Raw genomic sequence first — 14,887 nt, 5'->3', positions numbered from 1 at the left:
AACGCGGCGGGCCGTGGCGCGGCCCGTCGGGAGTAGTGCTCGAAGCGGGTCTTGCGCGCGCGTTGCCGTTGCGGCGACCCTGGTTTCCGCGACCTCCAGGCGCCTGCGTGCCCTCCCCCGCAACGAAAGCGGCTGAAGGCGCGCAGGGTTGCGGCTGAAGCCTTCATGCGAAGCAAGATTGATATGACAGTTGCCGGTGCGGAAATGGACAAGATTCGCGAGCTGATCGATCAACTGATCGAGGCGGACGAAAAGCTCGATCGCATGCTCGGCGGCGAGATCGATTCGGTCTGCGATTCGCACGGGCGCACCGTCGTGTTGCGCCGTGCGCAGGCGGCTGCGCGCCAGAGTGGGGACTCGCAACAGGCAGCCATCCTGAACGCGCTTCCTGCGGAAGTGGCCTTGCTCGACGCGAATGGCACCATCGTTTCGGTCAACGATGCGTGGCGCCACGTCGCGCGCAACAACGGCCTGCGGGCGACCGACTACGGCGTGGGGCTGAACTACCTTGCGATCTGCGACGCAGCGGCAGCCCACGGCACTGACGAAGCCCGCCGCGCCGCCGAGGGTCTTCGCGCCGTGCTGTCTGGGCGCGCAACCACCTTCTCCATGGAGTACCCCTGCGACTTCCCCGACCGAAAGGGCTGGTACCTCCTGCGCGCGGTCGCGATGGAGAACGCCCCCGATCTGGGGGCCGTGGTCATGCACCTGGACATCACCGAGCGAAGAAAGGCGACAGAGGACCTTGCGCGGCTGAGCGCGGAGACCGAGCGCCGCGAGCGAATGCTCGGGACCATGCTGGCCTCGCTCACCGACCTGGCCTACGCGGTGGACGCGAACGGCAGATTGATATTCGCGAACGCTCCGTGCCTGAAGGTCTGGGGCCTGTCGCCGCAGGAGGCCCTCGGCAAGACCGTCCACGAGATCGGCTATCCCGCCGACCTGGCGGATCGGGTGCAGGCGCAGATCACCCGTGTGTTCGAGACCGGTAAGCCACTGATCGACGAAACCGGGTTCACGGGTTCGACGGGATACGCGCACTACGAGTACATCTTCTCGCCCGCGCTGCGCGCGGACGGCAGCGTCGAGTTCATGGTCGGCTGCAGCCGGGATATCACCGCGCGCAAGCGGGCGGAAGAAGCACTGAAGCAGAGCGTGGCGCAGTTCTTCAGCCTGGCTTCGGCCATGCCGCAGATCGTCTGGTCGGCGGTGGCAAGCGGCGATTTCGTGTACCTGAATGAGCAGTGGTCGGACTACACGGGCCGCACCGTTGAAGCAGGCCTCGGCAAGGGATGGCTCGATCAGTTGCACCCGGAGGACGTGCAGCGGGCGGATCAAGCCTACCAGCGGGCCCTTCGAAGCGGCACGCCCTGCTCGGAGGAAGTCAGGCTGCTAAGCCGCGATGGCGCCTACCGCTGGTGGCTGCTGCGGGCCGTGCCGGTGCGTGACGCCGCCGACGAAACCAACGACGACAAAGACGACGACGAGCGCATCATTCGATGGATCGGCACCTACACCGATATTCACGACCTGAAGCTCGCCGAACTGCAGGTCTCCCAGGCGAACCGCGAGTTGCAGCGGCAGCGCGCCGAACTGCGGACGCTGCTGGACCTCGTGCCCGCCCTGGTCTGGTTCAAGGACACCGAGGGACGCGTGCTGCAACTGAATCAGCGGGCGGCCGCGGCACTCGGAATGTCGGTCCAGGACGTTATCGGGCAATCGATTTCCGAGCTCTTTCCAGACCAGGCACAGGCCTATGCGGCCGAAGACCGGACCATCGTCCGAAGCAAGCAGCCCATGCTCAGGATCCAGGAACGCATGGTCGGTCCTGACGGCACGGAGGTCTGGTATCAGAGCGACAAGGTCCCCTTCATCGAAGAGGACGGAACCGTCGGTGCGATCATGGTGATGAAGCACGACATCACCGAGCGCAAGCATGCGCAAGACGCCTTGCGCGAGCTCAATGCCGGCCTGGAAGCGCGGGTGCGGGAGCGCACGGCGGAACTGGCCCAGGCGCGGGCGGAGGCCGAGCGGGCGAACAACGCCAAGTCTGCGTTCCTGGCGGCCATGAGCCACGAAATCCGCACCCCCATGGCGGGGTTGCTGGGGCTCCTGGAGTTGCTGGAGCTGACGCCTCTCGATACGGAGCAGCAGTCCACCCTGGCGGTGGCGCGCGAATCCGGGCGGTCGCTCATGCAGATCATGGACAGCATCCTTGACTTCACGAAGATCGAGGCGGATTCGCTGGAGCTCTACGCAGCCCATGAATCGGTGGTCTCCGCGGTGGAAGGCATTTGCCGACTCCAGGCGCCGCTAGCCCATGCCAAGAACCTGCGGATCCGCACGACATTCGATCCTCGCCTCAGCGTGTCTCACCGCTTCGACCATCTGCGGTTCGGACAAATCCTCAACAACTTGCTGAGCAATGCGATCAAGTTCACCGAACACGGAAACATCGACGTTGAAGTCGAGCTGAAGGGCGCCGCCCAGGGAAGGGAACATTTCCATCTGCGGGTTCGCGACAGCGGCATGGGCATCGCGCCCGAGAAGATCGATCGGGTCTTCGAGCCTTATGCGCAAGCCGACGCACGCATCAGCACGAGCCATGGGGGCACGGGTCTCGGGCTGTTCATCTCCCGTCGACTTGCCGAACTGATGGGCGGCACGCTGACGCTGGACAGTGAGGCGGACCAGGGGACGACCGCCACGCTGTCCGTGGCCTTCGAGGTGGCAGGCAACAAGGCGGCGCCGGTCGAACGGGTCGGCGACGCCGCGCGGCAGCGGCTGGACTCGCTGATCGCGCACCGCCCCTCCGTCCCGAGCATCCCCGAAGCCGAGAGCGCCGGCACCCTGCTCCTGGTTGTGGACGACCACCCGATCAACCGCATGGTGCTGCTGCGCCAGACGCGCGCGATCGGGTTCGCGGCCGAGGCCGTAGCGGACGGCGCCCAAGCCCTGTCGGCCTGGGAGAGCGGCCGCTTCGCGGCCATTCTGACCGACTGCAATATGCCGGGAATCAGCGGCTTCGACCTGACCCGGACGATCCGCGCGCGCGAAGCGGCGTCCGCAATGCGCACGCCGATCATCGGGTGCACCGCCAACGCGCTCGCATCGGCTATGCGTGCATGCCTCGACGCCGGCATGGACGACGCGGTCATCAAGCCGGTCGCATTGGAGGATCTGTGCCGGAAACTGGATCGGTGGCTGCCCGCGCGAGGGCGCGAGCTGCCGCTGGGAACCGCACCAGACGCTGCGGCCCCCGAGCCGATGTCCCCGGTCACAGCGGCGGACGTGCTGGACCTCGCGCGCGTCGATGACATGGCCGAGGAGGACGCGCAAACGCGAGCGGACCTGCTGGCGACGTTCCGCCAGTGCAACCACGCCGACGGCGCGGAACTTCGACGCGCCGTAGCCGACGGAGAGTTCGAGTACGCGGCACAGCTGGCGCATCGATGGAGGGGCGCCTGCGCCATGATGGGCGCAACGCGGCTGGCGCAGGCTTGCGCGGCCTTGCACGAGGCTGCGGCATCGGCCCACCTGGGCGAGGTGCACGCCGCGATGCGGGAACTCGATGCGCAGGCACATCTGCTCGATCAGCACATCGAGGCTGCCGCCACCGGCTCCCCATAGCTCTGGGTGTGTCAAGAGAGCTGCGCGAAGAGGCGAAGAGGCACAGGCCGCGGGCGGCGGTGGCCTGGTGCATGGCCAGCTTCGCTCGACCAGGCTCGGCGCTGGTATTTTGCCTATGCGATATAGCCGAAATACCTAGGCGAGACCAGGACGCATCAGTTGCAATCGCGTGAGTCGCTACGACAGATCAGACCCCGGTGATCTCCACAACCTCCGCAGACCGCCTGATGAACCTCAACAACCCTGTACGGATCGAGACCGCCTCCAGCATCGAGAGTTGTCTGAGCCACTACCAAACGCTGGAAGATGCCAGCCGCGCGATGCTGACCGCTGCCCGCATGGGGAACTGGGACACCGTATGCCGGCTCGAGGACGCGTGCCGGGTTGTGATCGCCCGCCTCCGCCGAATGCGCGAAGCGCAGCCGCTGTCCGACGACGAGCAGACGGAGCGCATGCGCGTCCTGCGCGCCATCATCGCCAATGACGCCGAGATCCGCCGGATTGCCGAACCCGATGTGATCCGGGTGGCTGGCCGGCCGTGCAGCGTGCCGCGCAGCGCATAGACGATCACCTCGTCATTTGGGTGCGCCATAGGGCCGGCCCCTGCTTCACGGCCGCACTCCCGGCCTGCCTCCGTTGTAGCCATTCGCGCGGCATTTCGCTCGAGCTCGGAGCTCAGGGTGGGCAGCGCCGCTGCGCGCACGCGCGGCACGTCGCTGCAACGCACGTCACTGCAACAGGACTCGGAGCGCGGTGACGACGACGCGCATGGTGCAGGACCGCTCACGACCCTAAGAAAATGGCTGCGTTGACCGAGCTTCCACGGCTGGGCTAGATTGGCACCGTCGCGCTGAACACTGGAGGTAAACGATGGAACCGGCGAGTCAGCACCCTCGTCCCGCCCGACGCCCGGAGGCGCACATTTCAACCTCTTCGACAAGGTGCTTCGTGCGGATTCTGTTCCCGGTCATTGGCTTGATTGCCGCGTGTGCGCTTTGGGCCGCGACAGAGCGCCAACTCTGGGGACATGTCGCCGCAGCGTTGGCAGCGGGAATGGCGGTCCAGGCCTGGCGACACGTGCGGAAGGACCGCATTGCATCTCCGATGGAGCAAGCCGCTGGACAGGGTCTGATCGACCGTGCCACGAAGTTGGCGACGACCGCTGCCCTGACCAGAGTTGGTGACTCTATGCTGAAGCAGGGTCCAGTCACACTGATATTGATGGACTTCAGGGACCTGGAGGAACTCGCCGCCTATTACAACCCGTCGTTTTACAGACAGATGCTTGAGCTCATAGGCCGTCGGCTTGCAAACACTTGCGGGTCCACGGGACTGGCGGCGCGCGTTGGTCATGAGTCCTTCGCGCTGCTGTTTCTGAAAACCGACCGGGTAGGTGCACTCGACATCCTCGCTGCAAAGCTAGGCAGGAGTGCAAGTTTCGAGCTGGACTCCGATCAGAACGACGTTGTCATGTCGCCGGACATATACATCCAGGAGGCCGCCGCTGACGACACCTCCTTCCTGGATCTGTACAACCGCTGCCGTCTGAATCTGGAACGAGTCTGTCGCCCAGCGGAGGTGCGATTCTCTTCGGTGGTGAGTGCCGAAGCACTCCGTGCGACAGCACCAATCAATCTCGTCGCCTAGCTGGAATCGAATCGAGCGCTGAATGTGTCAATGATCTGCCTGACCTACACCTCCACGTGCGCAGGAGTGCCGCTATCGTCCGAGCTGAAGCACCTTCTCTCCCGCGCTCAGGCACGCAACGCCGAGTTCGGCGTGACCGGCCTCCTTCTATTCCGTGGTGGCGCCTTCGCGCAATGCATTGAAGGGCCGGCCGAGAGCATCGAACATATTCTCGGAGTAATCAGCGCGGACCCGCTGCACACGGACATTGTCATTACCTCGAGAGAGCGGGTCACTGAGCGCGCCTTTCCGGAATGGTCCATGGCATTGAGAACCGTGCACGGCTCTTTCATGAGCTTCGGAGGACCTCGATTGTCGAAGCGCTTGTCACCTGAAGACGCGCAAGCATCATTGGCCATGCGCCGGATGCTTGACTTCTGGAGCCAAGGCGATCGCACGACGTGAAGACAACGTGAGCGGTAATTGGACGCCGGCCAACTCGAGAGCTGCGTTGCATCGGCCAACTGCAGCCGCTTGCATCAAAACAGCACCACAAGCGCGCGCAGCGATGAACGCATCGCCTAGCCAATCGCCACCAGGCCGCGCGCTACGGTGTCCGCCGGGCCACGCCCGCGGCGACGGACCCGGTCACCGGCGCGCAGGGCGTGACGCGCCTCGTCAGCCGTTCTTGCTGTGCTTGGCGATCAGGGACTTGGCGGTCGCGAGCAGCTTCTTGCCGTCGTAGCCCTTCTTGTCCATGTCGGAGACCCACTCCTCATCGACACGGCTGGTCAGCTTCTGGAACTCGGCCGTCTCGGCCGGGCTGAAGGTGTAGACGATGTTGCCACGGTCCAGCGCCAGCTTGCGGCTGATCGGGTCATAGTCCTGCTGCACTTTGCCCATCCAGGCCGAGACGTCGGCACCGGAGTTGGCGTCGATGATCTTCTTCAGGTCCGGGGCCAGCGATTCGTACTTGTTCTTGTTCATCGACATGACGAAGACAGACGTGTAGAGCGCCGGGCTGGTGTCCGGAAACTCGCTGTGGTACTTGCACAGCTCGTGCACCTTCACGGACGTGATCACCTCCCAGGGCAGCGCGACGCCATCGACCGTGCCCTTGCTCAGCGCGTCCGGAATGGCCGGCAGCGGCATACCCACGGGAATCGCGCCCGCGTGGCCCAGCAGCCGGGTCGCCATGCGCGTGGGACCGCGCATCTTCATGCCGCGCAGGTCCGAGGCCGACTTCACCTGCTTGCTCTTGGTGTGCAGGAGGCCCCGACCGTGCGTGTGGAAAGCGAGCGTGTGCGTTTCCTTGAACTCGTCCGGCATCATGGTGGTGAAGAACTCCCAGGCCGCTCGGGACGTGCCTTCCGCGTCCTTCATGATGAACGGCAGCTCGAACACCTCCGCGCGCGGGAAGCGTCCGCCGGTCAGGCCGGGCAGCGTCCACGAGATGTCCACCACGCCGTCACGGGCCTGGTCGTACAGGTTCGGCGGCGTGCCGCCCAGCTGCATGGCGGGGTAGCCCTCGAACTTGATGCGGCCGCCGGATTCCTTTTCCACCTTGTCCATCCACACCTTGTGGATGTAGAGCCAGACGTTCGACGTCGGCGACATGAAGGTGTGGAACTTGAGCGTGACCGCCTGCTGGGCGAAGCCGCTCAAGGCGGGTGCGCCCAGCGCGATGGCGGCGCCGGATTTCAGCAGGGAACGTCTTTGCATGGCTTGTCTCCTTCTAGGGTGCTGCGGACAGCTGTGTTGAAACTTCTCAGAGGAACACGCCGCCGCCATCGACGGCCAGGGTCTGGCCCGTCACGAAGCCGGCGCCGTCGCTGACCAGATAGGCGAGCGCGCCCACCAGGTCGGCCGGCACCTGGTCGCGCTGCAGGCAGCGGCCGGTGGTGCGGGCGTTGTCGCCGATGCGGTTCTGCAGATCCGTCTGCAGAACCCCGTCGCTCAGCGTGAAGCCGGGCGCGATCGCGTTGACGGTGATCTTGTCCTTCGCGAGCTCCCGCGCCAGCGAGCGCGTGAAAGCGATCACCGCGCCCTTGCTCGCGACGTAGTGCGACATGTTCGGCGGGCCCTTGATCGGCACGGTGGAGGCGATGTTGACCAGCCTGCCGCGGCCGCTTCTGCGCAGTGCGGGCAGCACCGCCTTGGCGCAGTTGAACGGGCCGAGGGTGTTGACCTCCATGACCCGCATCCATTCCTGGTTGGTGATCTGCTCGAAGGGCTTCAGGGCCAGCGTGGTGAACAGGCCGGCGTTGTTGACCAGCACGTCGATGCCGCCGAACTCGCGCTCGGCCGCGGCCGCCATGGTGGCGACGTCTTCTTCGCTCACTACGTCGGCTTGCACGCCGATGGCTTTCGCCCCCTGCTCGCGCAGCCTGGCCGCGGCTTCATCGCCGCCGCGCAGGTCGGCGACGACGATCCGGTGGCCCAGGGTGGCCAGGTGCTCGCAGAAGGCATAGCCGATCCCGCTGGCGCCGCCCGTGACGATCACGGTCTTGGGAAGTTCGGACATCACATGGGTCTCCTGTTCTGGTCGTGGAAATGCCTGCTCAGGCGGGGACGGCGGCAAGGCTCGCGAGCTTGACGCTCGTGTCCGCCGCCTGTTCGGGCGTGATGGCCACGCGGGCCGCCAGCAGCTTGCGGGCGGCCATGTGGTCCGCCGCGTTGTTGATCGATTCGACGGCGCTGAGGTGCCCGTCGCGCAAACGCAGCACGGAAAACCTGCCCTCGGCGGCCGAGCCACGCAGCACGGCCTGGTCGCCCGCGGCCGCGACGCCCGCGATCTGCAGCCGGTTGTCGCCCTGATCGCTCCAGAACCACGGAACCTTGTCGTAGGGCGCCGGCTTTCCAGCCAGCCGCGCAGCGACGCAGCGCGCCTGATCGACCGCGTTCTGCACGGATTCGAGGCGCACGGGCTGCGCCGCGTAGGCGGCGGGAAAGCGCGCACAGTCACCGAGCGCGGAAATCGCGGGGTCGCTGGAGACCAGGTACTCATCGACCAGGACGCCGTCATCGACGGCGAGCCCCGCGGCACGCGCGAGCCGGTCGTCGGGCTCGACGCCGATGCCGACCACCACGAGGTCGGCATCGAGCACATCACCGCGGTGCGTGCGAACCGCGCGCACCTGACCTTCGGCACCGACGAACGCCGCGGCGCCGGTCGAGAAGTGGATGCGCGCGCCGCGCCGCTGCAGTGCATCGGAGAGATATCCCGCCGCCTCGGCCGATACCGAGCGCTGAAGCGCGCGCGCTCCGAACTCGAGCAGGTCCACGTCCAAACCGAGCTCGCGCGCGACCACGGCGACCTCGAGTCCGACGAAGCCGGCGCCGACCACGACCAGCCGACGCGGCTTGTCCGGCTGCCCCTGCCCTTGCAGCCGCTCCAGCAGCACCTGCGCATCGACCGAGGTGCGCAGCGTCTGCACACCCGCGAGGTCGGCTCCGGGCACCGGCGGCATGCGCGGGATGGAGCCCGTGGCCAGCACCAGGTGCGACCACGGCCGCGTGGCACCGGATGCCAGCGTCACGTTGCGTGCGGCACGGTTGATGGAGGTCACGCGCTCGTTCACCAGCACCTCGATGTTGCGCTCGGCATAGAACGCGTCGGGCCGCAACTGCAGCTGCGCCGGCGCGGTCTTGCCGGTGAGGAAGCCCTTGGAGAGCGGCGGACGTTGATAGGGCAGGACGGCTTCGTCGCAGATCAGCGCGATGGGGCCGTCGTAGCCCTCGTCCCGCAACGAAGCGGCCGCCTGGAAGCCGCCCTGTCCGCCGCCGACGATGACAACACCAGAGTGCACCTGCGTCAGACCTGATGCGAAGGGATGTGGACGATGATCTCGTCCACTCCCGGCTGCACGGAGAGCTGGCAGCTCAGGCGGCTGTTCTCGCGCCGCCCGCTCGCCGCACTTTCGAGCATCTCGTTTTCCACCTCGCTCACGGGGCCGACCGCGTCCTGGCTGGCCTCGTCGAGATAGACGTGGCAGGTGGCGCACATGGCGGAGCCGCCGCACTCGGCGACGATGCCGGGAATGCCGTTGGCCACGGCGGTCAGCATGACCGTGGCCCCCGGAGCGACCTCGATGGAGCGGCGTTCGCCGCCGGGTTGGACATAGGTGATCTTCGGCATTGTTGCCCTGCAGAAAGACGGAACGAGGTGGTGCGCTGCCTCAGGCGGCAGTGATACGCACCGGCATGCTGGTGTAGCCGCGCACCGAGTTGTTGTAGTGCATGACGGGCTGGCCCGCGAGTTCGAACGATTTCACGCGCTTTGCAAGCGCGGTGAGCACGACCTCGCCCTCAAGGCGCGCGATCATCTGGCCGGCACAGCCGTGGACGCCCGTGCCGAAGGCCATGTTGCCCGAGGCGCGCCGGCTCACGTCGAACTTGTCCGCGCTCTCGCCCCAGCGCCGCGGGTCGCGGTTGGCCGAGCCGATGAACACGCACACCTTCTGCTCGGGCGCCATGGTCACGCCCGCCACCTCCACGTCGCGGGTGGTGGTGCGATAGAAGGAGTGGAAGGTGCTCTCGTAGCGCAGCACCTCTTCGAGCGCCTGCCGCGCCATGGAGGGATTGGCGTGCACCAGCGCCCACTGATCGGGAAAGCGCGCAAACGACACGATGGCATTGCAGAGCGTGAACACCGTCGTGTCGAGGCCCGCGGACAGGAGCGTGCGCACGAGCATGGGCGCTTCTTCGGGTGCGAGCAGGCCCTCGTCGGCGGCCTGGTACAGGCGCGCGCCGAAGCCGTCGGGCGTGAGGTTCTCGCGCTTGCAGACTTCGGCAATCCAGTCGATGGCGCCGGACTGCGCCTTGGCCAGGCACTTCTGGAAGCGCTCGTTGACCGGGCCGAACGCGTTGAACACCATGTCGCCGTACGGCAGCAGGTACTTCTCCCGGCCTTCGGCCGGGATGCCCACGGCATCGGCAAAGACCTTCAGCGGGTAGGCTTCGCACAGGTCGGTCACGGCGTCGAAGCTGCCCTTGGCCAGCAGGCGGTCCACGAGGCGCTCGGCCTCCTGCTCGAAGGTGGGCCGCAGCTTGTTGATGGACGCGGGCGCCAGCAGGCCGCCTACGACCTTGCGCGTGCGCCCGTGCATGGGCGGATCCACTTCCAGAATGATGCTGGGCTTGCGCCACGGCTCGGTCGTGTGGAAGTTGGCCAGGCCGACCCCGGCACTCGAGCAGAAGGTGGCCGGGTCTCGCAGCACCGCGTCGATCTCGGCATGCCGCGCCAGCCCATAGGCCTCGTAGCGCGAGAGATAGAACACCGGGCCGAGTTCCCGCAGGGTCTCGTAGTGCGGATAGGGATCGTCCAGCACCCAGTCGGCGTACGGATCGAAATCGGTGACGGGAGCATCGGCTGCCGCCCGTTCCACCTGTGCGGTGCTCTGCATGGGTGCGTGTCTCCTTGTGCCGCCGAGTGAGCTCGACGTACTGATGCAGGAAAGTCTAGTTGCGTATTGATCGAGGTCAACGGAATCGAACTGAATGTGCGCATTGCGAACTGCTGACCCGCCTCGCACGCACGCGCGTCAACGGTTGCGTACCTTGAAGCGCATCTCTCCAATGCCCTCGCATGCGACGCGCACCTCGTCGCCCGCGACGACCGGACCGACGCCCTCCGGGGTGCCGCTGAGGATGACGTCGCCCGGATGCAGCGTATAGGCGCGCGACGCGAACTCGATCAGATCGGGGATGTCCACCGTCATGGCCCCCGTGGAGGTGTGCTGGCGCCGGGTGCCGTTGACCCACAGCGACATCGTGAGTGCGTGCGGGTCGGCAATCTCGTCGGCGGTGACCAGGCACGGGCCCAGCACGGTATAGCTGTCGGGTGATTTGCGGTAGCTGCGCTCCTCGACCCCGCGCACGGTCATGTCGAGGCCGATCGTGTAGGCCGCCACGTGCTGCATGGCGTCCGCGCGCCTGATGTCGCGGCCCGGCTTGCCGATCACGACCGCCAGCTCGACCTCATGGTCGGTGCGGCGGTCGGGAAACACGATCTCGACGCCCTCGCGCGCACCCACGATCGACGAGGTCGCCTTGAGGAACAGGCCGTACTTGTCGACCGGGCGCTCCACGCCTTCCAGCGCCTTGGCGTGCACGCCGTGATCGACGCCCGGGTCCTTGGTGTCCTGCTGCACGTGCAGCTTGTAGTTGGCCGGTGCGGCCATGACCTTGCTCGGCTGCGTGAGCGGGCTGTCCAGCGACACGCTCGCAAGGTCATGCCGCGCGGCCTGCGGACGCAGGCGTCGCGCGGCCTGCACGATGGTGTCGAGATGCACCAGAAGCGGATCGCCGGGGGGCAGCGGCCAGCGCATGGGCGGCAGCACGTCCAGGGCTGCGGTGACGTCGTAGACGGCGTCGCCCTCGATGAGGCCGAGGCGGTCATGGTGGAAGCGGCAGAGTTTCATGCGGGTGTTCCGGGTGTTCGGTTTCGGTTCGGTGTTCCATGACGGCGATGGGCTCGCCGTCAGGCGCCGGGGTGGAGCGGCGTCCACAGCCAGTCGAGGCAGCGGTAGAAGTCGTGCGGTGTGCGCTCGCCCCACTGCATGGCGCGCAGTTCGGCGTCGAGCCCGTCGCAGTGGAAGACGTCCCAGAGCGCGCGCGACTCGAGCTGCACGCGCGCCGTGCGCAGGAAGCGCGCCCGCTGCAGACGCTCGAACGCGCCGGCATAGTCGTCGCCCGCCTCGTCGAGGATGGACGCGAGAACGACCGCGTCTTCGATGGCCATGCCGGCGCCCTGTGCGAGCGATTGCAGCGTGGCGTGGGCCGCGTCGCCCAGCAAGGTCACGCGCCCGTCGGTCCAGCGGCGGATCGGGTCGCGGTCGGCGATGGACCAGCGCCGCTCCAGGCTGACCCGCTCGATCAGTTCGCGCGGCTCGGCCTGCGCGCCGGCCTCGATGGCGGCGATGTGGTCGCGGTAGGCCGCGCTCTCGCAATCGATGCCCGGAGGCACGCGCACCACCATCACGATGTTCAGCTCGGTACGCCCGCGCAGCGGGTAATAGATGACGTGGAAACCGGGGCCGCTCCACATCGTGACGCCGGTGCGCTGCCTCGCGAGCGCGGGCGCCTGGTCCATCGGGACGATGGTGCGATGCGCCACATAGCCGGTGTCGCGTGGCAGGTCGCCCGGCTGCATCTGGGCGCGGATGCGCGAGCGCAGTCCGTCCGAGGCGATCACTGCGGCCGCCTCGATCTCGCGGCCGTCGGCGCTGAGGACGACAAGCCGCTCGCCGTCCTGCCGATACCCCTGGACGGCGGTCGCCTGGTTCAGCTCGACGTTCGGCAGCGCCTCGCAGGCCGCCAGCAGCAACTGGTGCAGGTCCACGCGGTGGATCGCGATGTAGCGGGAGCCGCCGTACCTGCGCGCGAACTCCGGCGTGTGCAGCGGTATCTCGGCCAGGCTGGCGCCGCTTGCGATGTCGCACCAGCGGATCTCGGTCGGCTGATAGCCCTTCTCCAGCACTGACTGCCCCACGCCGAGGCGTTCGAGCATCGGCAGCACGTTGGGGCCGATCTGCACGCCATAGCCGATCGCGCCGATCTGGTCGGCCTGCTCCAGCAGCATCACCCTGCGGCCTTGGCGCCCGAGCGCGAGCGCCGTGCATACGCCGCCAACGCCACCGCCCACGATCACCACGGGCAGGCTGCGCGCAGCTGCATCCTGCGCGCGGGTCATGGCCGCACCTCCGCGTCCAGTGCTTCGAGCCGGTAGTAGCCGCAGGTGCGCATCAGTTTTTCGTCGGTGAGCTCGACGATGACAGCCGCTTCGTCGGCACGGTGCCGCAGCTCGACGGCCATCGGAGCGGCGATGACGTCGCCGAAGTGCCACGCGAAAGTCGAGCTCCCGACGGTGCTGGTGCCCCGGCCCTGCAGCACGACGAAGATGGAGCTGGCGTTGTGGCGGTAGGGCGCGCCTTCCCATCCGGGGGCCATGCGGTGGACCTTGATGCCGATGGTGGGCATGGAGGGTGCAGCCAGCTCGATGGTGGTGCCGAACAGGCGCGACTGCGCAGGCGCGTCGCTCGCCGCCTGCGCGTCCAGCGCGCGCTGGGTGTCGGCCCAGGCGAACCGCATGGGCGAGCTCGGCTCATCGATCACCTCGGGCTCCCAGCCTTGCGGATGCTCCTCGCTCGACATCGGCTCGAGCAGGTGCACCAGCGGGATGTCCAGGCAGTCGAACCAGTAGGCCTGCTCGGCGCCGTCGTGCCCGTGGCCATGCCAGGAGCCGCCCGGCGTCAGCACGATGTCGCCGCTTTCCATCGGGTGCTTGCGGCCGTTCACCACCGAGTACGAGCCGCGCGATTCGAGGATGACGCGCAGCGCGTGCGGAGAGTGCCGGTGCGAGCGGGCGCGCTCGCCTGGCAGGATGGACTGGTAGGCGCCGATGAGCGTGCGCGTGGTGCCGAAGTCGTTGCCCTCGATGGGGTTGCGCAGGATGAAGTTGCGCCGCTCGGCCTGGTCCGTGCCGATCACGCGGCCGGCGGCCTGCAGTGCGGGCTTGATGCGCGCGTACTGCCAGTGTGCGGGCACGAAGGTGGAGCGCGGCCGGGCCCACATGAGCGGGCGCTCGTGCCGGATCCAGCCGGGCGTGCAGTGCTCCTGCGCGATGCGCTGCACCAGCTGATCGACACTGGTGACGCTGCCGTAGTCGGGGTGATGCGAATTCATGGGGTCGTCGTCCTCGCAGCATGGCCGCGGGTTCGCCGCGGCAGGTTGTGTTCGGGAGGGGTCGCGTGGCCCAGTCGCTGGCTGACCGACTGCGCCGCGGCGCGCAGTGCGACGGCGTTGGGGCCGTCCGGCCGGATGTCGAAGTTCTCGGCCACACCCAGCGCCACGATGACTGCGCTCACCTGCCCGGTCGCATCGAAGACCGGCGCGGCGAGGCTGGCCACGCCCTTGAGCGGCTGGTCCCGCATCCAGGTGCAGCCGTGCGGCCGGTACTCGGACAGCATCGCCTCCACGGCCGTGCGATCGCCGATCCGGCGCCGCTGCTCGGGGGTGGCGGCGGCGAGTTCACGGGTGACGAGCGCATCGATGATTGCCGAGCGCTGGAATGCGGCAAACGCCCGTCCCGTCGCGGACCACAGCAGCGGCATGACGAAGCCGACGCGGACGTTCACCACGATGGCCTGCACGGGTTCTTCCCATCGGACGATGACGGGGCCCTGGTTGCCCAGCACCGCGACGAAACAGCTCACCTGCAGGTCCTCGGCCACGGTGGCGATCTGCGCCGCGCTCAGGCGCAACACGTCGGACTGCCGCTGCGCTGCGAGCCCGAGGAACACGGCTTCGCTGCCGAGGACGTAGCGCGCGGTCAGCGGGTCCTGTTCGACGAACCCGGAACTGACCAGGCTGGAGAGGTAGCGATGCACCTTGGCCGGATGCTCCTGCAGGTGCATGGACAGCCCGGTGAGCGTAGCCGCGCCGCCCAACTGGCCGAGCGCCTTGAGCACGCCGACGGCCACTTCGGCCGACTGCACCTTCTGCCCCCGGCGCGCGGACGCCGGCTCCGCAGGAGCGACGGCGGCGAGGCGCCCAGCCGAGTCGTTCGTCATGTCGCAATTACGAAATGCATAAATGCATTATGCATACCGTACTTGGACGGTCAACGCGC

General features: G+C 67.3%; 13 protein-coding genes. 4 read left to right on the top strand and 9 right to left on the bottom strand.

Translation table 11 applies throughout. The annotated features are described in order from the left end of the window. The first annotated feature begins 165 nt into the window (after window positions 1-165). The 4 genes from WG922_RS08705 (at window position 166) to WG922_RS08690 (ending at window position 5,721) form a co-directional block, all read left to right on the top strand. A complete protein-coding gene (locus tag WG922_RS08705) occupies window positions 166-3,630 on the top strand; it encodes a PAS domain-containing hybrid sensor histidine kinase/response regulator (RefSeq protein WP_340282105.1) in 3,465 nt (1,154 codons plus the stop codon). Window positions 3,631-3,857: 227 nt separating this feature from the next. Then, entirely contained in the window at window positions 3,858-4,193 is a 336-nt protein-coding gene (locus tag WG922_RS08700; protein ID WP_340282104.1) for a flagellar protein FliT, read from the top strand. Between the two features lie 541 nt (window positions 4,194-4,734). Then, window positions 4,735-5,277: a diguanylate cyclase domain-containing protein gene (locus WG922_RS08695; protein ID WP_340282103.1), complete on the top strand. Its 543-nt coding sequence runs from the start codon at window positions 4,735-4,737 to the stop codon at window positions 5,275-5,277. Window positions 5,278-5,307: 30 nt separating this feature from the next. Then, window positions 5,308-5,721 carry a BLUF domain-containing protein gene (locus tag WG922_RS08690; RefSeq protein WP_340282102.1) on the top strand — a complete coding sequence of 138 codons (414 nt, stop codon included), beginning with the start codon at window positions 5,308-5,310 and terminating at the stop codon, window positions 5,719-5,721. Window positions 5,722-5,934: 213 nt separating this feature from the next. Here WG922_RS08690 and WG922_RS08685 read toward each other — a convergent pair whose 3' ends face one another. From WG922_RS08685 to WG922_RS08645, 9 genes are all read right to left on the bottom strand, one after another. Continuing rightward, entirely contained in the window at window positions 5,935-6,978 is a 1,044-nt protein-coding gene (locus WG922_RS08685; protein WP_340282101.1) for a TRAP transporter substrate-binding protein, read from the bottom strand. A 46-nt stretch (window positions 6,979-7,024) separates the two neighbouring features. Continuing rightward, the gene (locus tag WG922_RS08680) at window positions 7,025-7,780 is read right to left on the bottom strand and encodes an SDR family NAD(P)-dependent oxidoreductase (RefSeq protein ID WP_340282099.1); all 756 of its coding nucleotides are present in this window, start codon (window positions 7,778-7,780) and stop codon (window positions 7,025-7,027) included. A gap of 37 nt (window positions 7,781-7,817) precedes the next feature. Then, on the bottom strand, window positions 7,818-9,065 hold the full coding sequence (locus WG922_RS08675) for an NAD(P)/FAD-dependent oxidoreductase (protein WP_340282098.1): 1,248 nt from the start codon (window positions 9,063-9,065) through the stop codon (window positions 7,818-7,820). A 5-nt stretch (window positions 9,066-9,070) separates the two neighbouring features. Next, on the bottom strand, window positions 9,071-9,394 hold the full coding sequence (locus WG922_RS08670; protein ID WP_340282097.1) for a 2Fe-2S iron-sulfur cluster-binding protein: 324 nt from the start codon (window positions 9,392-9,394) through the stop codon (window positions 9,071-9,073). A gap of 40 nt (window positions 9,395-9,434) precedes the next feature. Further along, window positions 9,435-10,661 carry a cytochrome P450 gene (locus WG922_RS08665; RefSeq protein WP_340282096.1) on the bottom strand — a complete coding sequence of 409 codons (1,227 nt, stop codon included), beginning with the start codon at window positions 10,659-10,661 and terminating at the stop codon, window positions 9,435-9,437. A 138-nt stretch (window positions 10,662-10,799) separates the two neighbouring features. After that, window positions 10,800-11,678, bottom strand: a complete 879-nt coding sequence (locus WG922_RS08660; RefSeq protein WP_340282095.1) for a fumarylacetoacetate hydrolase family protein — start codon at window positions 11,676-11,678, stop codon at window positions 10,800-10,802. Window positions 11,679-11,737: 59 nt separating this feature from the next. Then, window positions 11,738-12,949 (bottom strand): FAD-dependent monooxygenase, encoded by a 1,212-nt coding sequence (locus WG922_RS08655; RefSeq protein ID WP_340282094.1) that lies wholly within the window; start codon window positions 12,947-12,949, stop codon window positions 11,738-11,740. Next, complete coding sequence (locus WG922_RS08650) at window positions 12,946-13,941, bottom strand: cupin domain-containing protein (RefSeq protein ID WP_340282093.1); 996 nt, start codon at window positions 13,939-13,941, stop codon at window positions 12,946-12,948. The genes WG922_RS08655 and WG922_RS08650 overlap by 4 nt, the downstream gene beginning before the upstream one ends. Next, a complete protein-coding gene (locus WG922_RS08645; RefSeq protein ID WP_340282092.1) occupies window positions 13,938-14,828 on the bottom strand; it encodes an IclR family transcriptional regulator in 891 nt (296 codons plus the stop codon). The genes WG922_RS08650 and WG922_RS08645 overlap by 4 nt, the downstream gene beginning before the upstream one ends. Window positions 14,829-14,887: the final 59 nt, after the last annotated feature.

The organism is Ramlibacter sp. AN1015 (assembly GCF_037726105.1).
Classification (GTDB): domain Bacteria; phylum Pseudomonadota; class Gammaproteobacteria; order Burkholderiales; family Burkholderiaceae_C; genus Ramlibacter.
The sequence above is the reverse complement of the archived record's forward strand: the minus strand, read 5'-3'. Positions and strand labels throughout refer to the sequence as shown.

Excerpts from the sequence above, each read along its gene's own strand:
- WG922_RS08705 (WP_340282105.1), top strand. The coding sequence starts at position 166 with ATGCGAAGCAAGATTGATATGACAGTTGCCGGTGCGGAAATGGACAAG.
- WG922_RS08700 (WP_340282104.1), top strand. The coding sequence starts at position 3,858 with ATGAACCTCAACAACCCTGTACGGATCGAGACCGCCTCCAGCATCGAG.
- WG922_RS08695 (WP_340282103.1), top strand. The coding sequence starts at position 4,735 with ATGGAGCAAGCCGCTGGACAGGGTCTGATCGACCGTGCCACGAAGTTG.
- WG922_RS08690 (WP_340282102.1), top strand. The coding sequence starts at position 5,308 with ATGATCTGCCTGACCTACACCTCCACGTGCGCAGGAGTGCCGCTATCG.
- WG922_RS08685 (WP_340282101.1), bottom strand. The coding sequence starts at position 6,978 with ATGCAAAGACGTTCCCTGCTGAAATCCGGCGCCGCCATCGCGCTGGGC.
- WG922_RS08680 (WP_340282099.1), bottom strand. The coding sequence starts at position 7,780 with ATGTCCGAACTTCCCAAGACCGTGATCGTCACGGGCGGCGCCAGCGGG.
- WG922_RS08670 (WP_340282097.1), bottom strand. The coding sequence starts at position 9,394 with ATGCCGAAGATCACCTATGTCCAACCCGGCGGCGAACGCCGCTCCATC.
- WG922_RS08665 (WP_340282096.1), bottom strand. The coding sequence starts at position 10,661 with ATGCAGAGCACCGCACAGGTGGAACGGGCGGCAGCCGATGCTCCCGTC.
- WG922_RS08660 (WP_340282095.1), bottom strand. The coding sequence starts at position 11,678 with ATGAAACTCTGCCGCTTCCACCATGACCGCCTCGGCCTCATCGAGGGC.
- WG922_RS08655 (WP_340282094.1), bottom strand. The coding sequence starts at position 12,949 with ATGACCCGCGCGCAGGATGCAGCTGCGCGCAGCCTGCCCGTGGTGATC.
- WG922_RS08650 (WP_340282093.1), bottom strand. The coding sequence starts at position 13,941 with ATGAATTCGCATCACCCCGACTACGGCAGCGTCACCAGTGTCGATCAG.
- WG922_RS08645 (WP_340282092.1), bottom strand. The coding sequence starts at position 14,828 with ATGACGAACGACTCGGCTGGGCGCCTCGCCGCCGTCGCTCCTGCGGAG.